Source organism: Thermofilaceae archaeon (assembly GCA_038731975.1).
Classification (GTDB): Archaea; Thermoproteota; Thermoprotei; order Thermofilales; family Thermofilaceae; genus JANXEW01.
In genome coordinates, this window is the sequence record JAVYQJ010000003.1 from 36,991 (window position 1) to 57,945 (window position 20,955).

The 20,955-nt window shown below is 51.4% G+C and carries 20 protein-coding genes; 11 read left to right on the forward strand and 9 right to left on the reverse strand.

Annotated elements, in window-relative coordinates:
* The first annotated feature begins 10 nt into the window (after nt 1–10).
* From QXF46_02785 to QXF46_02810, 6 genes are all read left to right on the forward strand, one after another.
* Nucleotides 11–1,081 (forward strand): ABC transporter ATP-binding protein, encoded by a 1,071-nt coding sequence (locus tag QXF46_02785; GenBank protein ID MEM0225777.1) that lies wholly within the window; start codon nt 11–13, stop codon nt 1,079–1,081.
* The gene (locus QXF46_02790; GenBank protein ID MEM0225778.1) at nt 1,078–2,148 is read left to right on the forward strand and encodes an ABC transporter ATP-binding protein; all 1,071 of its coding nucleotides are present in this window, start codon (nt 1,078–1,080) and stop codon (nt 2,146–2,148) included. The genes QXF46_02785 and QXF46_02790 overlap by 4 nt, the downstream gene beginning before the upstream one ends.
* Complete coding sequence (locus QXF46_02795; GenBank protein MEM0225779.1) at nt 2,141–2,815, forward strand: DUF47 family protein; 675 nt, start codon at nt 2,141–2,143, stop codon at nt 2,813–2,815. The genes QXF46_02790 and QXF46_02795 overlap by 8 nt, the downstream gene beginning before the upstream one ends.
* Nucleotides 2,809–3,924 (forward strand): substrate-binding domain-containing protein, encoded by a 1,116-nt coding sequence (locus QXF46_02800; GenBank protein ID MEM0225780.1) that lies wholly within the window; start codon nt 2,809–2,811, stop codon nt 3,922–3,924. Before QXF46_02795 ends, QXF46_02800 begins: the two co-directional genes overlap by 7 nt.
* A gap of 3 nt (nt 3,925–3,927) precedes the next feature.
* Complete coding sequence (locus tag QXF46_02805; GenBank protein ID MEM0225781.1) at nt 3,928–5,613, forward strand: ABC transporter permease subunit; 1,686 nt, start codon at nt 3,928–3,930, stop codon at nt 5,611–5,613.
* A 295-nt stretch (nt 5,614–5,908) separates the two neighbouring features.
* On the forward strand, nt 5,909–8,080 hold the full coding sequence (locus tag QXF46_02810) for an STT3 domain-containing protein (protein MEM0225782.1): 2,172 nt from the start codon (nt 5,909–5,911) through the stop codon (nt 8,078–8,080).
* Here QXF46_02810 and QXF46_02815 read toward each other — a convergent pair.
* The 9 genes from QXF46_02815 to QXF46_02855 all read right to left on the reverse strand — a co-directional run bounded on the left by QXF46_02815 (nt 8,077) and on the right by QXF46_02855 (nt 13,696).
* Nucleotides 8,077–8,265 (reverse strand): RNA-protein complex protein Nop10, encoded by a 189-nt coding sequence (locus tag QXF46_02815; protein ID MEM0225783.1) that lies wholly within the window; start codon nt 8,263–8,265, stop codon nt 8,077–8,079. The genes QXF46_02810 and QXF46_02815 overlap by 4 nt on opposite strands.
* 7 nt (nt 8,266–8,272) lie before the next feature.
* On the reverse strand, nt 8,273–9,070 hold the full coding sequence (locus tag QXF46_02820) for a translation initiation factor IF-2 subunit alpha (GenBank protein ID MEM0225784.1): 798 nt from the start codon (nt 9,068–9,070) through the stop codon (nt 8,273–8,275).
* A 9-nt stretch (nt 9,071–9,079) separates the two neighbouring features.
* On the reverse strand, nt 9,080–9,286 hold the full coding sequence (locus QXF46_02825) for a 30S ribosomal protein S27e (GenBank protein MEM0225785.1): 207 nt from the start codon (nt 9,284–9,286) through the stop codon (nt 9,080–9,082).
* Between the two features lie 5 nt (nt 9,287–9,291).
* Entirely contained in the window at nt 9,292–9,576 is a 285-nt protein-coding gene (locus tag QXF46_02830) for a 50S ribosomal protein L44e (protein ID MEM0225786.1), read from the reverse strand.
* A 203-nt stretch (nt 9,577–9,779) separates the two neighbouring features.
* Nucleotides 9,780–10,343 (reverse strand): hypothetical protein, encoded by a 564-nt coding sequence (locus QXF46_02835; GenBank protein MEM0225787.1) that lies wholly within the window; start codon nt 10,341–10,343, stop codon nt 9,780–9,782.
* Between the two features lie 46 nt (nt 10,344–10,389).
* On the reverse strand, nt 10,390–11,511 hold the full coding sequence (locus tag QXF46_02840; protein MEM0225788.1) for a DNA primase small subunit PriS: 1,122 nt from the start codon (nt 11,509–11,511) through the stop codon (nt 10,390–10,392).
* Nucleotides 11,498–12,556: a hypothetical protein gene (locus QXF46_02845; protein MEM0225789.1), complete on the reverse strand. Its 1,059-nt coding sequence runs from the start codon at nt 12,554–12,556 to the stop codon at nt 11,498–11,500. The genes QXF46_02840 and QXF46_02845 overlap by 14 nt, the downstream gene beginning before the upstream one ends.
* 1 nt (nt 12,557) lies before the next feature.
* On the reverse strand, nt 12,558–13,307 hold the full coding sequence (pcn, locus tag QXF46_02850; protein ID MEM0225790.1) for a proliferating cell nuclear antigen (pcna): 750 nt from the start codon (nt 13,305–13,307) through the stop codon (nt 12,558–12,560).
* Between the two features lie 53 nt (nt 13,308–13,360).
* Nucleotides 13,361–13,696 carry a transcription factor S gene (locus tag QXF46_02855; GenBank protein MEM0225791.1) on the reverse strand — a complete coding sequence of 112 codons (336 nt, stop codon included), beginning with the start codon at nt 13,694–13,696 and terminating at the stop codon, nt 13,361–13,363.
* 116 nt (nt 13,697–13,812) lie between these two features.
* On the opposite strand from QXF46_02855, the gene QXF46_02860 reads away from it, so the two are divergent.
* The 5 genes from QXF46_02860 (at nt 13,813) to QXF46_02880 (ending at nt 20,952) form a co-directional block, all read left to right on the forward strand.
* Nucleotides 13,813–14,232 carry a translation initiation factor IF-2 subunit beta gene (locus tag QXF46_02860; protein ID MEM0225792.1) on the forward strand — a complete coding sequence of 140 codons (420 nt, stop codon included), beginning with the start codon at nt 13,813–13,815 and terminating at the stop codon, nt 14,230–14,232.
* Between the two features lie 33 nt (nt 14,233–14,265).
* Complete coding sequence (locus tag QXF46_02865) at nt 14,266–14,562, forward strand: SWIM zinc finger family protein (GenBank protein ID MEM0225793.1); 297 nt, start codon at nt 14,266–14,268, stop codon at nt 14,560–14,562.
* Between the two features lie 209 nt (nt 14,563–14,771).
* Nucleotides 14,772–17,252, forward strand: coding sequence for a phosphoenolpyruvate synthase (gene ppsA, locus QXF46_02870; protein MEM0225794.1), 2,481 nt, complete (start codon nt 14,772–14,774; stop codon nt 17,250–17,252).
* A gap of 97 nt (nt 17,253–17,349) precedes the next feature.
* Nucleotides 17,350–17,595 (forward strand): DNA-directed RNA polymerase subunit H, encoded by a 246-nt coding sequence (locus QXF46_02875; GenBank protein MEM0225795.1) that lies wholly within the window; start codon nt 17,350–17,352, stop codon nt 17,593–17,595.
* A 3-nt stretch (nt 17,596–17,598) separates the two neighbouring features.
* Complete coding sequence (locus QXF46_02880) at nt 17,599–20,952, forward strand: DNA-directed RNA polymerase subunit B (protein MEM0225796.1); 3,354 nt, start codon at nt 17,599–17,601, stop codon at nt 20,950–20,952.
* Nucleotides 20,953–20,955: the final 3 nt, after the last annotated feature.

Here is a 20,955-nt window from a genome sequence, read left to right on the forward strand (position 1 = left end):
CTTCATTAGAATGAGAGGAGCTAGCATCGCAGTGAAAGATCTCACGAAGTCCTACGGTCCAATTAGGGCACTTGATGGTATCACTTTTGAAGTTGAGCAGGGTGAATACTTCGTTGTTCTCGGGCCAATCGGCTCAGGTAGAAGTACGCTGCTCAAGTGTATCGCAGGTCTTGAGCAGCCGGATAGTGGGGACATCCTTTTTGACGGTTCAAGCGTGGTTGGATTGCCACCCGACAAGAGGCTTGCAGGCTATATGCCTCCCGGCTACGCGCTCTTCCCCCATATGACGGTGTGGGAGAATGTTGCCTATGGCCTGTGGATCAAGGGGTACCCAAAGCACGAGATCGAAAGGCGCGTTGAAGAAGCGTTGAAACTAGTCGGCTTGTTGCACCGAGCTGATAGTTACCCGCACCAGTTGTCAGGTGGGCAGCGTCAACGAGTAGCTTTAGCTAGGGCTTTAGCCTCCGGCGCTAGGCTTCTGCTGTTGGACGAGCCGCTAACAGCCCTCGATGCGGTCTTGACGCTTGAGGTTCGGAGGGAGGTGCGTAGGGTTGCGAAGAGTTTGGGTTTGACTGTGATTCATGTTACGCATAATCAGGAGGAGGCGATGGCTGTTGCTGACAGAATTGCCGTAATGAGGAGGGGGAGGATTGAGCAGATCGGTGAGCCGGAGGATGTATACTTCCACCCTCGGTCCCCCTTTTGCGCTAAATTCGTGTCAGGGGCTAACCTACTGCGAGGGCAGTTAATCGAGTCGTACGGCGTGGTGGGCCTAGCGAAAGTCGAAGGATTGGGCGTGGTTAAAGTCGAGCATCGCGGCCTAAGACGAGGATCCACCGTTTTGGTCGCAGTTAGACCAGAAAGCATAGAATTGGGTGAAGGAAGGTTTCGTGGGAGGATAGTCGACGTATCCCTGGTTGGTGGTATAGCGAGGGTATGGCTTCAGATAGGAAACTTACGGCTGGAGGCCGACGTCGAGCCGAGATTAAGCTTGAGAGCCGGTGCGGACATAAACTTCGACGTATCTGAACCCCTGCTCGCGTATGAATTCAGAGGACTCGAGGAGGAGGTGGAGCTATGAGCGGTGTGGCCCTCCACGTTTTAAACTTGTCAAAGCGCTTTGGCAACATCGTAGCTCTAGACAAAGTCTCCTTCGAGGTGAGAGAGGGAGAGTACTTCGCTATAATTGGGCCGAGCGGCTCGGGAAAGAGCACGCTGCTTAAGTGTATTGCAGGCCTCGAGCGCCCTGACAACGGGAAAGTATACATTTTCGGGAGATTAGTAAATGATCTTCCTCCAGAAAAGAGGGAAATAGGATTGATATTTCAGGAAATATACCTTTTCCCCCACATGACTGTCAAGAGTAACGTACTGTACCCGGCTGTAGTTAAAGGGGTGAAGAGCGCGGAGGATACCGCACGTGAAATACTGTCCTCAATGGGCATCGAATTGAGGGCGGCTAGCCTACCCAGCGAGCTTAGCCTGGGAGATCAACAGAAGGTGGCTCTGGCTAGGGCTTTAGCCTCCGGCGCTAGGCTATTGCTGCTGGACGAGCCGTTCGGCTCAATGGATCCCCGAACAGCTGAGAGACTCCGATACGAGGTGCGTAGGGTTGCGAAGAGTTTGGGTTTGACTGTGATTCATGTTACGCATAATCAGGAGGAGGCGATGGCTGTTGCTGACAGAATTGCCGTAATGAGGAGGGGGAGGATTGAGCAGATCGGTAGTCCTCTCGAGCTGTACCTCAGGCCTAGATCACTTTTTGTGGCAAGGTTCATCGGCGGAGAGAATAACTTCCTAGTAGGTAAAGTAGTGGAAGCGAGTGGGGATTTCGCTGTGCTTGATATCGGGTCAGCAGTCCTGAAGGGTCGGGGTTCAGTGACGAGCGGGCTCGCAGTACTAACCATTAGACCCGAAAAGTTGAGGTTCGCGAACGATGGGCGGATCGAAGGAGTCGTCGATATGCGCGAGTTTCTGGGCAAAACCTACAAGTACGTGATTCGGTTAAATGGAGGGGTTTCGTTGATCGTGAGATCGCGTGAGAAAATCGAGGTGGGGGCCAGCGTACGACTGACTTTTAACCCGGAGGATGCTCTGGTCTTTCCGTACCCGAAGGAGGGGCTTGAGGAGGCGGTAAGGTATGAGTAGTGAAGGCATTTTAGCCTGGTTTAGCGATAAGAGGCGGGAGAAGGTTCTCCAGTCTTTGGAGGCCCACGTGCGTGAAGTTATGAACTGCGTCAAGGCCCTCCAAGAGCTAATCGTTTCCTGGAGAACTGGCACGATCGATCTTACTGCCCGCTACAACGCCGTGAAGGCCTTCGAAAAGGCGGCTGATAATTTGAGAAACTCAACTGCCAGGTTGCTGGCTGGTGGAAGTGCAGGCGACGCTGTTGAAAGAACATTCTTGTTGAGGTTGATGGGCCGTGTCGACAGGATTGCCGATTGGTCGCTGGAAGCTGCCCGCGTGATAACAATTCTGAGCTCGTACGAGGTTCCGAGCCAAGTACGTGACGTGTACGTGGCAATGTCTTCCAAGTTGGGAGCTATAGTTGAAGCTACGTATGGCGCTGTCAAATACCTTAAGGAAGAACCTTTAGCTGCGTTAAACGCTGCTGATACGGTAGAGAAATTAGAGGAGGACATCGATTCTGTTTACGCTGAATGCCGAACCCTCCTTATAGATGCGGCATCAAACCTGTCGGCCCCCATCGTGGTGATGCTTTTCAGCGCTTTAGATGCGCTCGAGCATGTAGCTGATGCTTGCGAAGACGCTTGCGATATAGTTCGAGAGGTTGTGGTGAGATTAACGTGGTGAAGAGGGGTTACTTGCTACTCCTGACAGGGCTTCTGATAGGCTTACTCTGTGGCGTCCTGATGTCTAGAGTTTACGGCTACAGAGTAGCTCTCTCCACATCAGGAGCACCTGAGAGGATCGAGCTGGTCTTCCTTTTCACGAGTGAGAAGGAGGCTTGGATTAACGCTATTAAACCGCTTTTCGAGAAACATTTCCGGGAAAAGTACGGCATAGAGCTGGAGTTAAAGCTGTACGTGACAGGCTCGCACGAGACCGTCAACCTAATACTGAGCGGTAGCGTAAAACCGGATGTCTGGAGCCCCGCTTCGAGCATATGGATACCGTACCTTGAAGAGAAGTGGAAGAAAATGCATGGCAACGATATCGTAGGCGAATGGTACCCGATAGCGCTAAGCCCCCTTGTCTTAGCTGGGTGGGGCGATCTTGTCGCTCGGTACGGTGTCAGGGGGTTTGCCGACCTCTACATGCTCGCTAAGGCAGGCGTCGACTTCAAGTATGGCCATACAGACCCTATGCTTTCAAATAGCGGCCTTATGGCGCTGCTCTTGCAATTCTGTGAGGCTGTGAATAAGACCCCCGATCAGCTGACAATCGACGATATCAGAAACCCTAAAACGCTTGAAATCGTTAAGACGATAGAGTCGAAGGCGGTGTTCTACGGTAAATCTACGGGGTTCTTCGGCGAGTGGGCGGTCGAGAACGGGCCTCAAGCCATCTCCTTCTTCGCTGTATACGAGAACGTGGTGATAAGCACCGCAGCTAAAGCGCGCGCTAAATGGGGAACGGGCTTAGTAGCGGTCTATCCAAGGATTGGGGTTCTCTACAGCGATCACCCGCTCGTCATGATAGATGCTGAGTGGGTGGACCCGTGGAAGAAGCTCGCAGCCCGCGAGCTCCTTCTTTTCCTGCTTCAGCCTGAAGTGCAGGAGCTTGCTCAGCGTTTCGGTTTTCGCCCGGTGAACCCCCTGGTTCACCTTAACGAGTCAATATTTAATGAAGACAATGGTGTCCTTGGCGAGATAAAGGCGAGGGCTCTTAAACCTCCAAGAGGAGATGTGCTTGAGGCGATTCTGGAGGTTTGGGTTGAAGTACGAAACCCCGGGGTGTAGTGAGTGAGGTTCGTTAAGTACGTTAAGTCCGCCTACACTATAGCGGTTCTGGCTATTTCATCTTTCCTCGTGCTTGCCCCCTCTTTATACGTTGTAGTCTACGTAGTAATGCATGCCGGGAAGGTTGTAGAGGAGGCTTTTAACCACTACATAGTGGGAAGCGGTTACTGGCAGTTGATAGTAAAGGCTCTCTCCCTCTCCCTCAGGCTCTCTCTATCGACGCTTGCGTTAAATTTGGCCATCGGAGTACCCCTTGCTTACATTATATCGCGTCGCCGCATCAGGGGGTACGAGCTTCTTGAGAACGTAGCTACCCTCGCTTTAGTGCTACCGACTTCAGCATTCGGTTTCTCCGTGTTAATAACATGGAGCAGTCCACTCGGCCTAGCGTCATTCTTCAACCTTGGTAGGGGAATCATCTCGCAGGAATTCGTGATACCCGTGATCAATGTGCCCGCACTCCTATTGATAACGCACGTGGCCCTTTCTCTCCCGTACCTTGTCAGGCCGCTAACGGCGGCGTTGGAGACTCTAGGGGAAGCCTACGAGCTCGTTTCTAGATCCTTAGGGGCATCCACTCTCACCACGTTCCGCCGCGTGGTTCTCCCCCTCATGCTACCGAGCTTAGTTTCAGGTTCTGTGCTTGCGCTCACCCGCTCGCTCGGGGAGACAGGGGCCAGCGTTATCGTTGCCGGAGTAAACGTACCTGCAAGCGTCGCTATAGTGAGGCTTGTCGGGGCACTACGCTTCGGGCTAGCCAGTTTTCTCGCCAGTCTCATGGTTGCATCAACTATGGCCCTCGTACTGCCGATCGAGCTCTTATCTAAGAGAATAGGACTGGGTAGGGAAGTTAAAGATACAAGAGTAGAACGAATGCTAGTAAAAATTGAGTCTAAGCTTTCACATGGGCGTTTTCTGACAAGCTCATTCAAAGCTTTCATTGTAGCTGTACTCTTCCTGGTAGTCCTTCTTCCCGTGCTTTTTGTGATGAAGAGTACGATCGAGTACTGGAGCCGTGAACCATATACCGGGAGAGTTGAGGGAGGCATCCTTTACCAAGTGTTTGGGCCTGTTGGTTACTGGCCTCTCATCATAAGGGCCGCCTTAAATTCACTTGTCGTCGCAGGCCTTTCCACACTCGTTGCCACCTACCTCTCGATCCTGCTTTTCACAGCTATCAGGGGGACAAAGTTGGTACCAGTTATCAGGGCGCTCTTTAGGATCCCGCTGGTCGTTCCAACGAGCGCGACAGGCCTTTCGGCCCTTTTACTATACGGTGAAAACGGTCTTCGGCTGGCGCATCCCAGCATCTGGCTCACGATAATGGTGCATATAGCCTTCACGACGCCAGTCGTGTTCGAAACTCTCATGTCAGCTAGCGAGAGCATAAAGCCCGAGACGTTCGAGGAGGTCGCACGAACGCTCGGTGCATCGCCCTACGATGCTCTGGAGACAATAACGCTTCCCATGCTCAAGCGCGGCATAGTGGCTGGGGCCGTTCTTGCTCTTCTAAGCTCGCTCGGTGAAACAGGCGCAACGATGATGGTGATGGGCAGCGACATAACACTCACTGTACTCGTAGTGAACATGGCTGAAGCAATGGCAATCCCAGCGGCTCTTTTCACTTCGACCCTCCTTTTGGCCTACGCTCTTGTAGCCTTGACACTTCTTCGCAGGGTCGTGCGCTGAAACACTGGCGGCAACATTGTGCTTGAGTTAGCCGATATGCACTAAAACCACCCCCTCTGTAGCTTCTAGCGTTATGTACTACGTGGTTTGCAGCTGGTGCTCTTACGTGCTTCACGCTGGCGAAAAACCGGTAGATGTACTAAAGATATTGTCCAGGTATGGGGATAAGTGCCCCAGGTGTCTCCGGAAGCTTTCTCTGGAGCCTAAGAAAATAGTGGTTAGGGTTCGGAAAAAGTAGCGCACGCCAAGAGGGGTCTCGCACAAATTTTTAAGCCCCGTCGACAGTATCTAGGCGATGAGGAACGAGGGCTGGAAGTCGCTACTGGCTAAACTTGCGCGAGGGCTTACTGCGTGCATAAGCTTCTTTGCGAAACCGAGCTTCATTGCCGCATTAGTTGTTACCCTCAGCGTCGTTATAGCTCTTCTTCTGAGATTGGCTCCCCTCAGATGGGGGGTGTACCTAAACGAGTTCGACCCCTTCTACGAGTACTACCTGGCTGAGAAACTGCTTGAGAAGGGTAATGGCAGCCTACTAAGAGGGCTTGCGTGGTGGTTCAGCTGGTGGTTTGATAGGGGGGAGAGAGACACGTTGTTCTGGGCGCCCTTTGGGAGGGATTTAAGGGCAAGTAGTCAACTCGGAGCACCTCTCTTTTCAGCTTCAGTTTATAAGCTTCTGAAGGATCTTGGATTTGAAGTGGATTTGTACACGGTGCACGCCTTTATTCCGGCTGTGTGGGCTGCGACAGCTAGCATCTTCGCCTACCTTCTGGCCAAGGAGGTCTGGGATTCGAGCGCGGGGGTTCTCGCAGCAGTATTCATGGCTTGTAGCTGGCCTTTCATCTTCAGGACGAACTTAGGAGCGAAGCACGAGGGTGTAGCTATACCGTTCATGCTGCTAACGCTCTACCTGTTGATCAGCGGGGCAAGGAGAGGGTCGGTGCTGAGGGGCCTCCTCGCCGGTTTAGCGATGGGCATAGTCATCCTAGCTTGGGGTGGCTTCCTATACGCTTGGAACCTCGTCTCCCTCACTGTACTAGTCTGGCTGCTCTTCAACCCGGAAGACGTCAACGTAGCGAAGGCCTTCCTACCCCTCATTGTAATCGCCGATATCTTAATAGCGGTTATGCCGCGCTTCGGGCCAATCTATGCTTTCGCCTCGTATGCTGCGTTGCTGCCGTGGTCGGCTAAACTGTTATCCGTGCTCGTTATGCTGCACCGCGTTCCTAGGATGGGTTTGCGCTTGGATAGGAAGACTGCCTCGATCGTTGCGGGTGGTCTGGCGGTTGTAGCTCTGATCCTGTGGTACATGGGGCTCCTGACGGCGCTCCCGGGCAGAATCATGGCCATTCTGCTTCCCGTGCTTCGCGAGGTCGGAGTAACTACGGTAGCTGAGCATGCGGTACCCACGTGGGCCTCCATCTACGGTAGCTACGGTATGCTCCTCCCTCTTTCGGGTTTCGGAGCCCTACTATGCGGCTACAAGTATAGGAGGAGGATCGAAGATACTCTCATGCTGCTGTTCTGGGTCAGCGCAGCCTACGCTGCCGCATCTATGGCCAGGCTTACCTTAATTATGGCGCCGGCCGTAGCGTTGCTAGCCGGGTATGCAATAAGCGAGCTCATGGAGGGGGCCATGCGATTGTGGCGGCAGAAGTCGAGTGCCAAAAGGGGGCTTCAACCGGGCTTTGAGCTGGCTCTCCTCCCCCTCGCGATAGTGCTTTTACTGCCTCTCCCCACCGTAGCCGACACGAACTCCATAGCAGCGACGCACCAACCCGCTTTGATACTTTCCTCCTCGATCCCAGTATTGGACTACAACTACCAGTACTTAGATTGGCTCTCAGCTCTCGAATGGATCAAAGCTAATGTGCCGAAGAACGCTGTCATAGCCACGTGGTGGGACTACGGCTACTGGATCTCCGTGAACACGGGAAGGAACACCACCTGCGATAATGCTACGATAGACACGAAGCAGATACAAAGGATCGCCACCGCCTTCCTTTCGAGCGAGGAGGAAGCGTTGAAGATTTTTAGGGAGTTGAATGTAACCTATGTAGTCGTATTCGAGCCTTTCCTCAGGGCTCAACTACAGTACTTAGGCAACGTTTACTTCTCACCGGCGTACGGAGGCGTTGGAGGAGATCTGGCAAAAAGCTACCAAATGGCTCGCTGGATCGGTGCAGACCCCAATCGGTACGTTGGCATAGGGTATGTAGACAATTACCCTGTGCTCGTGCCCGCAGACACTCCGGAAGCGCGCAACGCTACCTTGTACCGCCTCCTCTTCGTCAAAACGTTGGAGAGGCGACTCTTCATATTCGAGAAGCTGCCGTTCTATGGAACACCAATATCCAACTATCGGGGTCCCAGCCCGGATATACCCCCGCCCACTCACTTCAAACTAGTCTACGCCTCTAGGCCTAACGAGTGGGTTTTGGTCTTCAAAGTCGAATACCCAAGTGATTAAACGGAACCCTGATTGCGAGCAGATTGCATTTTAAGCATCCTCCTGTACTTGCTATACTTATCTTCCGGAGAGAACCTGGGGGGATGAGGTATACGCACGGGGCCGCCGCACTTGGGGCAACCTTCCCTATTGAGAGTGTAAGTGCCGCACCTTGTACACTTCCTCAATAACCATCTCGAAACCATAGCTCCACTACTCCAATTTCAACCTCTCAAAGGATGCCTGGCAACCTTTTTCGCTTGCTCTAGAAAGAATCGCCTTACTAACTTCATTGATGAACGCTTCAATTCGTTTTGGATCATAAGCCTCTATGTCCATCCTATACCTAGGCGGTCCAACGACGTAGAACCGGGCCGTTAGATCGGGAAAGGACTTGATCACCTCGCTCCAGGCCCCGAGAATACTACGCAGTCTTTCTACACCGTCGCCGTGGGTACAGCTTACTGAGAACATTAAACTCGCTTTAACTTTTGGTATTCTTACGTAACTTTTAGCCAGCTCATAAAGTACCGAGAGCCAAGGCTCCTTGACTCCCGCTCGCTGAAGAGCCTCAGGGCCCTCCTTTACAGCAGCCTCTAAACCAGCGAGAGTGTCGCCGTAAAAGTTTTCGAGGTTTAGGGCTACTTCAAGTGCCTCCTCTATGCTTTTATTCAATTTTTCAGCCGATAATTCTAACAATTTCATCGATCTCTGAAAACGTTTCCATTCTTGCATTTTCTTCCTTCTTTCGCTATCGGTAACTCTTTTCAGAGAGACGTCAACTAGACCGCGTCGCGGGTCGACACGGATAACCTTGAACACCCTCTTCTGGCCCACTTTCAGAACCTCCCTTATGCTCTTAAACCACGAGTGCGACACTTCGTTTAAGGGAACGTAAGCTTCAAGGTTAAGGTACTCATCCAATGTCACGAATGCTCCATGCTCTTCGATCCTCTTTACGGTTCCGATCACAAGTTCGTGAAGCTTTGGGAGCCGTTTAACGGTGGTCACCAGACCCCCCTAGAACTTATCTAAGACACGAACAGGTTGCGCCTCTATGATGGCTTTACCTCCGGTCGGCTTAGCCAGTCCGCGACCGCAGACCCTGCAGAAAACTGGCGTTGATGAATGGCTGAACAATACTTGCTCGTTGCCGCAGTCAGGGCATCTCACTAGTATGAAGCGGCTTCTGGGAACTGGTTTGAGAATTTTACTGAATTTAGGCATACCTATCACGCTTTTTCAACTATTTCTAGCTTTTTCATTCTGCCCAAGCTTCTGTGTTGTATGTAGCCGCAAACAGAGCATTTTATCTTAATCACCTGCTTTTCGGTGACCTTAGCAAACTCCTTCTGCTCGGGCTTCCTCTTTGATCCATAGCCTTTCTGCTTCCTTAGGTAGCGTCGCTGCCCCTCCGCCAATGTCCGTCTCTTTCCGGGCTTGTAGAGTGTTACGCTATGATTGGTATGAGTCTTGCAGCGCGGACAATACGTTCTGATCGCCCTTGGAAACTTCATCTCAACTCACCCTTGCCGTTTTCCCGAGCTTAAAAACGTTTAGCTAGGTCTGCACAGCCGGTCATCGACGTCTTTCAGGTTGAACCGTCCGGAAGAAAGGTGGCGTACACAAACCAGACTCTGCGGGAGCATATAACCTCGCCAAGCTTTGTTTTATCCCCTCCTTTAAGAGACTTGTAATTGGACTGAGAAGCCTTCGCGGATCAAACGGTAAAACTCATGATTATTTCAACAGTTTCGTCGCGAGCCAGCATGTCAGCGTCGCTTAACGGTAAGACAGCTATGTCGCCGATCGAGAAGGGACCTAGAAGCTTTCCGTTCGATAGCACCAGCTTAGTGTACGGTTTCTTAAAAGAAACTAGCGCCATCATGTTAAATCCTCGTACGGGTAGAGCAGTAGATCTATCTTCTCTCTCGGGCACTTCCTCTTGCTCCTTAGCCTCTTCACATGTTATTCTACTGAGGATGCTAAGAATGCTCTTCAGCAAAGCGGCTTCCTGCTTGGGTAATCGTTTCTCGGGTATGACACCGTGTGTCCAGAGGTAGTTAAGCTCCTTGGTCAACCTCAATATAAGCAGCTTCTTAACAGTCGCTTTCGCGCGCTCTGCAAGCTCATCGGGCAGTTCAGTTGTGTTTCTGCCCGTCTCAGTGCTTAGCGATTTTAACCAATTCTGAACGTTGTCATAAAAGTCTTCTTCAAGGTCGAGTAACTCCCCTGTTTCAAGTTCCCTTCGCAAAGCGCTCTGAAGCTCTGTCAGCAGCTTCATTCCCAAGAGAAGTTTATGGTGAGAGCTTTAAGATAGTTGCTCACGTTTAAAGCAGGACAAACTTGGAGAAGCTGACTCCGTTGAGCAGCATGTACACAGCCGCGTAGAGGGGCAGTGTTCTCGAAGATGCGGTCGAACTGATGTCTAAGACAGTTTTTGGGGGTTCGTTCTCGAATTTCACGGCTACTTCACCATCCCTGAAAACTTTGGCTCTCTCGAGAAGATCCTCGCTCTCCAAATCCTGTACGGTGAGTGGAGTAACGCGCAACCCAGTCTTGCCGTGCAAGCTATTCGGTAATCTTATTAAACGCTTAGTATCCACGGTAACTCTCTCGTCTATGGCAACGGCCTCCTTCGCTATACACTCGCTGAGCAGCTTTCTCCATTCCTCTAAGCTTAAGACAGGGTTTTCTTCCCCCGTCGTCAGTACTGCCCAACGGGCTATCCGTCCATACCAACCAGAGACTGGCATTCCGTAGCGTAGCTTGTAACCGCCTGCCGTCTTGATTACCATCTGTTTGATGTCCAAACCTAAACCCTTTATGTGGTCAACTATCTCGCGCCTGCCGTCCTGGCTTACCCACCTAACTTCCTCGCTTTCTACGCGCACGTGGAAACCCCTGTGCCCAGAGAACGTGATGAAGAGGTCGTGGGAAGTGAAGCCGAAATCTCGCTCTAAGAAATCCACGAGTTTCAGGATCTCGTCGCGCGCGACGCTGATGCAAACGTTGCAGACCCAGGTATGCTTCTCGAGGTTCTCGCTACCGCAACTGGGGCACCGGGAAGGTGCACCCCAACCGGTTGAACCGCATGTTCTGCAGAACCACTTGTCATGCTGCTCCTTGCATGGCGTGTCTATGTGATCCACGTCAATGTCGAAGATGAGATCAGCCCCCTCCCAACCCTTATCATCCATCGTCTTCGCAGCGGGGTCACGGTAGTAGGCCGCCGAGTGGTAAGCGTGACGCGGTACAGCTTCCGCTAGGTATCTCACCAGCTCTGAGCTACTACCGAAGGCGATATGCCTCCGCATACCCCCTTCGGTGAAGTAGGTAAATGCAAACTCTCTTTTCTGGAGATCGTTCACGTAGATATCCTCCTCCCTTAATCGCTTGTAATAGCTTCTAAAGAGCTGAACCACTAACTTGGTGGCATCAGGAGCCTTCATGCCGCACAACCCTTCCACGGCGCCTTAACCAGAAGTACTGCAGCGGGTGTCGTACCTTGCACTCGGCCACGCAGAGCCCTAGAGTTCTCATGTTATCGCACTTGTACGGGGAATACTTCTTCTTAGAGCCCCTCATGCCAGCAATATGCTCGACCTGGTATCGGGCGATCCTTTCGTTGAAGTCTGGGGCAGCCTTGAAAACATCAAGAACCTCCTCAACGCTCAAACCTATGTTAAGAAGGAACGAGGCGAGCGCGAATCTAGCGCTGTGAGGTATGTTCCTGCCAGCTCGCAGGTTTTCCAGTATAGCTGCCATGCAGGGGGGTAGAGCCTGCTCAAAGCCTGTTGCATCGGTGGGAATCCATGCCTCCTTAATCTCCTTCAGTTTTTGGCTCCACTCCCTGCTTATCTCCTCAACGAGTGAGAACACCTCATTGGGGAGTCCTAAACCGTCCAGCTGAAGGTTTTCAACCCGCTGTTCTACAAACCGTTTGAGAGCTTCCTCACCCAGCCTGATAACTTCAAACTTGTTAACGGAAACCCATCCGTGATCAACCAGCCTATGGGCAAGCTTCCATGGTCCTTTACTTTCTGGAATATTCTCGATATAATCTAGAACGTTTACCATTATGTTGAAACCAGAGAAATCCTCATCAAGAATTTTCACTTTTATACCAATTTTATTTAAAATATAGATTATTTTAATTAAATCCTCGCTTGCTATAAACTGTGAAAATCTTTTAGAAAATAGTACACCAAAACGCCTGATGAGCATTCTATCGAAGACCATGCGGAGTAGGATCAGTGTAGTCATGTACGATAGTATCTCTACATCGCAATCGTCTGCGGGTGGGGGAAGCGCTTTAGAGTCGATTGCGGCTCTAACATAGGTCCCAGCCCGCTCGAGAACCTCTCTCAAAGCTGGAATCGCCAAGTCGTTAAGGGTGATGCCCAGTCGTTTTGCCCGCTCTACCGCCTCAGGGAGGAAGGGGTATTTACGGAAGTCTTCTGGCGAAAGCGCTACTTCGATCTTGGGTGCTACCATTCTACTCCATCCGCGGTGCTAAGAAGAACCTGAGTATGCCTCCGGCCGCTATGTCGAAGGTTAAGCACAATGGTTTGTTTGTTGAAAACTCGATTGTAACAAGGTCGCTTATCCTGTACGCCTTACCCACAATATCATTTAGGTATTCCAGACTGTAGGACGAGTACGAAGGCTGTCTTACTTCGTACTCTATTAAAGATCCCTTTTCCATAGAGAAGATCGCTTCCCACTCACCCTTATCGCTGCGCGCCGCAAGTTTCAACTCTCTCTGTTCGCCAGCGAATCTAATCGTATCGCTTATAAGCTCAGCTTCTTTCAACGAGTCTCTAAATGTATCGGAAACCATCTTAGCTGTAACATCAAACGTTACCTTAGGTACAGGGAGCTCTCCACCCTCAGTGCTAATGATGGGGAGCGAGAACGTTCTCTCGGCTTTACCCGATAGGGTTACTTTCAGTCTACCACCCTCTACGCGGCAAATTATCTTATCATCGGCTTTGGCGCGCTTCAGAATTTTATTAAACTCGTCGAAGTTCACGCCAATCCTAGTAGGCACCTCGTCGATCTCGTACGTGCTGAAGCTCTCTCTCGGTAAGTACAGGTCAACCATAGCTATGCGTGAGCTATCGAGAGCTCTAAGGCGGAGAGCCTCGTTATCGGCTATGAAGCTCGCCTCTTCGATTACAGTCTCTAAGCTTTCTATGAGGTACCTCCAATCCCGCGCGTCCGGGAACTCAAATAGTAACGGCATATCAATCGTGTAATGGCTCGAATGAAGGTATTTATACTACTCGCTCGAAGCGGCTACTGGTATTCGCGCCACGTATAGCCGCATTTTACGCATCTGAAGAAGCGTGTCGCAGGTTCGTCGCCAGCCCTCGTTTGAGCCTCCCAGTAGTATGCCTCTAAGTGCCCACAGCGTGGGCACTCAACCTTGGCTTTAGGCAGCGTCTCAACGCTTACCTCACGGTCAATCACCAGAATGGTATCCTCAGGACCATGGCGTGCCTGTCGTACAACTCTGTAAGCAGAGGGATTGCTTACAGTTTTCTCGTAGCCACACCTTCGGCACACTAGCACTACTTGACCATCCTTCCTTCTCGGGAGGAGCAAGTTACCACAGCTGGGGCAGTACTCCATCTCAAGCGGCTTGAGTGCCCGCAGAGCACGTATTTATACTTTCTCAAGCCATAACGCGTGGCGTTTAGTCTGACGCAGCGGCGACACGCATTTATCTCCTAGTGAACCCAGATTGTGTGGTGGAACATCTCGATTACGAGACGCTGCTCGAGAGAGCGTATAAGCTGCTGCCTGAAAAGACCACGAGAAGGGAGAGGCTTGAAGTTGAGCCACCTGACGTTGTAGTATCTGGGAAAAGAACGTTCATAATGAATTTTAAGAGAATTTGCGATATCATCAACCGTGAGCCACGCCTTGTATTGAGGTTTCTACTTAAGGAGCTGGGAGCTTCGGGGAACATTGAGGGCGACGTTGCAGTGATATACGGCGTAACAACTCCAAAGATGGTTGCCAGTCTTCTCAGCGTCTTCATGAAGGGATACGTTTACTGTCCGGTCTGCGGCAGTCCTGATACCATTCTCAAGAGGGAGGAGAGAAGGATAATGCAGCTCAGATGCCTGGCTTGTGGAGCCATTAGTCCCGTGAAGCCTTTCTAACGTATTTGCACGTGATGCGCTGGGGAATGAACCATGAGTGATGAGAGAGCTAGCATGGTTTCGAAGGCCGCTTGGCTGATTAAAGAGGGAAGGGTGGTTAGAATAAGCGACTTGATGTACTACGTAATGGGAAGGAAGAACCGGCACATAGTTCGTGTCATTGGAGGCGCTCTCTCCTGCACTTGCCCCGGCTTTAGGGAGCGGGGTATCTGCTCCCACGTGATCGCGGTGTCCACGATAATGAAACTTGGGAGTAAAAACGAGTTTCTCGATGAGGTTCTTCGAGCACGAGTAGAGAAAGAACTAAAACTTTTAAGACGAAAACTATAATGATATGTAATTTTCAATAAGCTAATATTCTAGAGTGATATGTAAAAGTCTGAAAAATAGCTAGATATTCATGTAGAATAAGGCCTGAGATTTGCCTCAACCCCTGGCGAGGGTCCGTTAGTTCATTGCAATTTGCACCGCACTTTGCTCGCGTTTTGCTCGGTAAGGAAAGCTCTTAAGGCGTGATTACAACACCCCCTGGGAACAGGATGAAGGATAAGGCTACGGAAATCATACTGTGGTTTGAGGAGTTAACGAAGGATGACGTTCCACTAGTCGGTGGCAAGAACGCAAACCTGGGTGAGATGATCCGCGCGGGTATTCCTGTGCCACCCGGCTTCGCAGTTACGGCCTACGCCTACAGGAGGTTCATAGAAGAGACGGGGATCAAGGATGAGATACAGAGGATCTTAAGAGAAAGGGTGAAGCCAGGTGCCTCAGCGCCCGAGGATTACATCGAAGCTAGCCGTGAGATCAGGGAATTGATTGAAAAGACCCCCATGCCAAAGGATATCGAGGAGGCTATTCGTAAAGCCTACAGGGAGTTATGTAAGCGTTTGGGCAAAGCTGAGGAGTTCGTAGCAGTACGCAGCAGCGCGACTGCGGAGGATCTTCCGGATGCGAGTTTCGCAGGGCAACAGGAGACTTACCTTAACGTGAAGGGTGAGGACGAGGTCGTGGAGAAGGTTAAGAAGTGCTGGTCGAGCCTCTTTACTCCACGAGCCATCTTCTACAGAGAGAGCAAGGGTTTTGCGCACGAGAAAGTCCTGATTAGCGTTGCCGTCCAGAAGATGGTGAACTCTAGATCAGCTGGAGTGATGTTCACGATACACCCGGTCACTGGCGAGAAGGATAAGATCGTTATCGAGGGAGCCTGGGGTTTAGGAGAGTCTGTCGTAGCCGGTAAGGTGACTCCTGACGAATGGGTGGTTGACAAGAACACGCTTCAAATTGTAGAGAGAAGGGTTTCAGAGAAGGTGAGAGAGCTAGTTAGGGATCCTGTTACAGGCCGGAACATCGAACGGGAAGTAGAGCCTGAGAGGAGGAACGCGCCCGCTTTAACTGACGACGAGGTTCGCCTGCTCGCTGAGCTCGCGAACAAGATCGAGAAGCACTACGGTAGGCCGATGGATATCGAATGGGCTGTCGATAGGGATCTCAAGTTCCCTGAGAGCGTGTTTATAGTTCAGGCAAGGCCTGAGACTGTGTGGAGCGTGAAGGCCGCCGAAGCTAAACCAGCCGAGGCGAAGGCTGTTAGGTTGGCGGAGGCGAAGCCTGTAGTGAAGGGTTTACCCGCAAGCCCCGGTGTGGTATTTGGCGTCGCTAAAGTCTGTCTCACTCTAGAGGACGCGAAGAAGCTGATGCAGAAGGGCGACATCCTCGTGACGAAAATGACGGATCCGGATTGGGTACCTTACATGAGGCTCGCCGCTGCGATTGTGACTGACGAGGGCGGAATGACCGCCCACGCTGCGATTGTCAGCAGGGAGCTTGGCATTCCCTGCATCGTGGGTACGCGTGAGGCAACTAAGGTCATGAGGACGGGTGAGGGATACACCGTTGATGCGAGAGCGGGTGTCGTGTACGAGGGTTACGTTGAGGAACTGTTGGGCAAGAAGGAGGAGAAGCCCGCCGCGGCTTTAGCAGCGCCGATCGAGATTGTCCTGAAGCCCGTAACTGCCACGAAGATCTACATGAACCTAGGAGTACCCGACAAGATACACGAGTACAAGGACTTACCGTTCGACGGTATCGGTCTGATGAGAGTTGAGTTTATCATGGCCAGCTGGGTCAAGGAGCACCCGCTCTACCTGCTTGAGACGGGGAGGGGTGACGTTCTCGTCGATAGGATGGCTGAGGGTATAGCGATGGTTGCGAGGGAAATCTATCCGAGGCCGGTCGTAGTCAGGTTCAGCGACTTCAAGACGAACGAGTACAGGCAGCTAACTGGTGGCGAAAAGTACGAGCCTCACGAGGATAACCCGATGATAGGTTGGCGTGGTGTTAGCAGGTACATTAGCCCGCAGTACGAGAAGGCTTTCCGCCTCGAGGTTCGGGCGATCAAGAAGGTAAGGGACGAGATGGGACTCACTAACGTCTGGGTAATGGCGCCATTCGTAAGAACCTTATGGGAAGCTGAGAAGTTCATTAAAATCCTGGCAGAGGAGGGTCTTGAGAGCAGCAGGGACTTCAAAATCTGGGCGATGGCCGAGGTTCCGAGCATAATCTTCCTGGCGGAGGAGTTCTCAAGGTACTTCGACGGCTTCAGCATAGGGAGCAACGACTTAACCCAGTTAACGCTCGGAACCGACAGAGACAGTGCTATTCTACCGAAGATTGATCCGAGGTACTTCGACGAGAGGGACCCGGCTGTCAAGACTGCCATAGCTATGCTGATTGAGAAGGCCCACAACTCACCGTACGGTTACAGGACGGTCAGTATCTGTGGCCAAGCCCCCTCCGTATACCCCGAGTTCACGGAGTTCCTAGTGAGGCACGGCATCGATAGCGTGAGCGTTAACCCGGATGTTATCGTTCGAACTAGGGAGCTCGTCGCAGCTATAGAAAGGAGAATACTCATTGAAAAATCACTAGGCATTGAGCGATACGACGAGGAACTCGGCTGGCCAATGCGCAGAAGAAGGAAAGGCCTACCAGACGTGTGGGCTAGGCGCGTAGACGAAATCTAGACCTGCCTGTTCGCAGCTACGTTACAGCATTTCTTTTCCCTTTCTACGTCTTACTAGCTTAAACTTTATATAGAGCGTCTCCCTCGGGCCCAAAGCTATGGGTACACGGAGAGTAAACATTCTCGAGCACGAGCTCGTACCACAGCATATACTGCTGAGCAAAGAGGAGGCTTCTAGGATTCTCAAGAGAATGGGTATCACTAGGCGTCAACTCCCCTGGCTGCTTGCTTCCGATCCTGTCGCAAAAGCTATTGGAGCTAAGCCTGGTGATGTGGTTATGATAGTGAGGAAGAGCCCAACCGCGGGGGTATCTGTTGCCTTCAGAGTGGTAGTGAGGGGATAGCTTATGGATGAAGAATGGAGGTATAGCAAAGAAGATGCGTGGGTCCTCATAGAAGCATTCATCCGTGAGCATGGTCTTGTACGCCAGCATTTAGATTCCTACAACAAGTTTGTGGAAAAAACCCTTCAAGAAATAATTAATGAAGTAGGATCTGTTGAATCCGGGATTCCAGGTTTAAAGGTAGTTTTTGGGAAAATTACTGTTGGTAATCCCAGGGTAAAGGAAGCTGATGGTTCTGAGAGTTCTATATTACCGATGGAGGCAAGACTCAGGAACCTATCTTATGCAGCACCCCTCTTCTTAGAAATGATACTCGTAGAAGAAGGAGAAGAGAAGGATAGGGCAACTGTCTATATCGGGGATCTTCCCATTATGGTCAAATCGGTTAAATGTCCTCTTTCAAGGATGAGTAGAGAGGAGCAGGTGAAAGTGGGCGAGGATCCTAAGGATCCTGGGGGGTACTTCATCGTTAACGGCTCGGAGAGAGTGCTTATAGTCCAGGAGGACCTGGCCGTTAATAGGATCCTCGTAGATTATGGGCCGAGCGGGGGTTCGGTAACTCACGTTGCTAAGGTTTTCTCCTCGACTGCCGCCTATAGGATACCAGTAACCGTGGAAAGGACGAAGGACGGGCAGCTCTATGTTAGCTTCCCCTCGATTCCTTCACGCATACCGCTAGTCGTGATGATGCGGGCGCTGGGGCTTGAAAGCGACCGTGAGATTGTTAATGCTGTTACGAGCGATCCAGAGATATTAAATGAACTTTATCCCTCTCTCCTCGAGCAAAGCCGAATCGCGATGACCGTCGATGATGCTCTTGACTACATAGGTGCTCGAGTGGCCGTAGGGCAGCCGAAGAATATCAGGCTAGAGCGCGCCCAACAGGTCATTGATCAATACTTCCTCCCTCACTTGGGTACTAAACCGGAAAACAGGCTGGATAAGGCCTACTTCCTGGGTCAAATGGTTGAAAGGTTGATCGAGCTGGTCCTAGGCCGACGACCACCGGACGATAAGGACCATCTCGCTAACAAACGCTTCAAGCTCGCCGGGGATTTAATGGCAAGCGTGTTTCGGCAGGCGTTTAAACAGTTCGTAAAGGATCTGGGCTACCAGCTGGAGAAGAGCAGGGGCAAGAGTAGGGAGATCAATCTCCTCACCCTAGCAAGAGCCGATGTCATCACGGATAAGCTGAGGAGTGCGCTTGCAACCGGGAACTGGCCAGGTGGCCGCACCGGTGTAAGCCAGATACTCGACCGTACGAACTACCTGTCGACGATTAGCCACTTGAGGAGGGTTGTCTCACCCCTTAGCCGGACCCAACCGCATTTCGAAGCGCGTGAACTCCACGCAACCCACTGGGGAATGTTATGCCCTGTTGAAAGCCCCGAAGGCCAGAACTGTGGTCTTGTGAAAAACCTGGCCCTTCTCGCGACGATCTCAATAGGCATAGATGAGGAAGAGATCCGCGACCTGCTGATAAACAAGCTCGGGGTTGTGCCGATACGAGAGGCGCGGGAGAAAGGCATCACTGGAACAAAAGTCTACATTAACATGAAGCTGGTCGGTGTGCACGAGAATGGTGATGCGCTAGCGAAGATTATCAGGGAGCTGAGGAGACGGGGTAAAATCCATCATGAGGTTAACGTCGTTCATTATAAAACAGAAAAAATCGATGAGGTTTACATAAACTGTGACAGCGGTAGAATTCGAAGACCTCTGCTAGTTATTGAAAATGGAAGGTTAAAGTTAAGAAAGCAGGATATTGAGAAATTAAAGGAAGGAAAGTGGAGTTGGAGTGACTTAGTGAGACAAGGGATCGTAGAGTACTTGGATCCCGAAGAAGAGGAGAACGCGCTCATCGCCACTTCGATCGATGAAGTGAACGAGGAAACCACGCACCTTGAGATTTCACCGGCTGCTATATTGGGCGTTGTGGCATCCGTGATACCATACCCAGAGCATAACCAGTCTCCACGTAACAGCTACGAGGCCGCGATGGCTAAGCAGGCTCTTGGCTTCTCGATGGCTAACTTTCTCCACAGAATGGACCCGAGGATGCACTTCCTCCACTACCCTCAAAAAGCGCTAGTTCGCACTAGGGTATTCGATCTGGTGGAGCTTGACGAGAGGCCCTTCGGCCAAAACGTGATCGTAGCTGTTTTAACCGGAGCGGGCTACAACATCCAGGATGCTATCGTAATTAGCAAAGCGGCCATTGAAAGAGGGCTAGCACGATCAACGTTCTTTAGAACCTATGAAACTGTGGAGATGAAGTACCCTGGAGGGCAGGAGGATAGAATCGAGGTGCCTTCTGATGACGTAATGGGTTATCGATCAAAAGAAGCATACGTAAAGCTTGATCCGAGAGACGGCATAGTCTTCCCCGAGTCGGATGTTAAAGGCGGTGAAGTGATAATAGGTAAAACGAGCCCGCCCCGCTTTATCAGCAGCTTCTTCGAGCCTAGAGCAACGACGAGAAGGAGGGACACCTCGATTAGCATCAGACCTAGCGAATCGGGGATTGCGGACCGCGTCGTAATCGCTGAAGATGCCGACGGGAATAGGCTAGTGAAAGTTAGAGTGAGAGACCAGCGGATCCCTGAGCTCGGCGACAAGTTTGCTTCGCGCCACGGCCAGAAAGGAGTGATCGGACTGATCTTACCAGCCGAGGACATGCCCTTCACGGAAGACGGTATAACTCCTGATATCCTAATCAACCCTCATGCTATTCCTTCAAGAATGACCGTGGGGCAACTTCTTGAGTCGCTAGCTGGTAAAGTTGCCTCACTTACGGGTCGCACAATCGACGCTACGGCATTCGAGGGCACGCCAGAAGAGCAGCTTAGACAACTTCTTCATATGTTAGGTTTCAGAAGTGATGGGAAAGAGGTTCTATATAACGGTGTCACTGGCGAAAGATTGGAAGCGGAAATCTTCATTGGTGTGGTTTACTACCAGAAGCTTCACCACATGGTGGCAGACAAGATTCACGCAAGAGCTCGTGGCCGGGTGCAGATTCTGACGAGACAGCCTACAGAAGGCAGAGCACGGGAGGGCGGCCTGAGATTCGGTGAGATGGAGAAGGACTGCTTGGTGGGTCATGGTGCGTCCATACTGCTCAGGGAGAGGTTGTTCGAATCATCCGACAAGACTGTGATATTTGTTTGCAACAACTGCGGTTTCCTAGGGTGGTATGACGCGAGGAAAAACGAACCAACATGTCCCGTATGCAGGGACAAAGGCGAGCTCCACCCGATATACGTCTCGTACGCTTTTAAGCTCCTACTGCAAGAGCTTATGAGCCTAGGAATTGCACCTAGGCTAATTCTGAAAGACAAAGTAGAGGTGGTGTGATTT

Bases quoted from the DNA above. Each gene is read 5' to 3' on its own strand.
- QXF46_02830 (MEM0225786.1), bottom strand. From the start codon at position 9,576: ATGAAGTTTCCAAGGGCGATCAGAACGTATTGTCCGCGCTGCAAGACT.
- QXF46_02795 (MEM0225779.1), top strand. From the start codon at position 2,141: ATGAGTAGTGAAGGCATTTTAGCCTGGTTTAGCGATAAGAGGCGGGAG.
- QXF46_02810 (MEM0225782.1), top strand. From the start codon at position 5,909: ATGAGGAACGAGGGCTGGAAGTCGCTACTGGCTAAACTTGCGCGAGGG.
- QXF46_02875 (MEM0225795.1), top strand. From the start codon at position 17,350: ATGGGTACACGGAGAGTAAACATTCTCGAGCACGAGCTCGTACCACAG.
- QXF46_02835 (MEM0225787.1), bottom strand. From the start codon at position 10,343: ATGAAGCTGCTGACAGAGCTTCAGAGCGCTTTGCGAAGGGAACTTGAA.
- QXF46_02855 (MEM0225791.1), bottom strand. From the start codon at position 13,696: ATGGAGTACTGCCCCAGCTGTGGTAACTTGCTCCTCCCGAGAAGGAAG.
- QXF46_02815 (MEM0225783.1), bottom strand. From the start codon at position 8,265: ATGGTTTCGAGATGGTTATTGAGGAAGTGTACAAGGTGCGGCACTTAC.
- QXF46_02865 (MEM0225793.1), top strand. From the start codon at position 14,266: ATGAGTGATGAGAGAGCTAGCATGGTTTCGAAGGCCGCTTGGCTGATT.
- ppsA (MEM0225794.1), top strand. From the start codon at position 14,772: ATGAAGGATAAGGCTACGGAAATCATACTGTGGTTTGAGGAGTTAACG.
- QXF46_02880 (MEM0225796.1), top strand. From the start codon at position 17,599: ATGGATGAAGAATGGAGGTATAGCAAAGAAGATGCGTGGGTCCTCATA.
- QXF46_02840 (MEM0225788.1), bottom strand. From the start codon at position 11,511: ATGAAGGCTCCTGATGCCACCAAGTTAGTGGTTCAGCTCTTTAGAAGC.
- QXF46_02845 (MEM0225789.1), bottom strand. From the start codon at position 12,556: ATGGTAGCACCCAAGATCGAAGTAGCGCTTTCGCCAGAAGACTTCCGT.
- pcn (MEM0225790.1), bottom strand. From the start codon at position 13,307: ATGCCGTTACTATTTGAGTTCCCGGACGCGCGGGATTGGAGGTACCTC.
- QXF46_02825 (MEM0225785.1), bottom strand. From the start codon at position 9,286: ATGCCTAAATTCAGTAAAATTCTCAAACCAGTTCCCAGAAGCCGCTTC.
- QXF46_02785 (MEM0225777.1), top strand. From the start codon at position 11: ATGAGAGGAGCTAGCATCGCAGTGAAAGATCTCACGAAGTCCTACGGT.
- QXF46_02790 (MEM0225778.1), top strand. From the start codon at position 1,078: ATGAGCGGTGTGGCCCTCCACGTTTTAAACTTGTCAAAGCGCTTTGGC.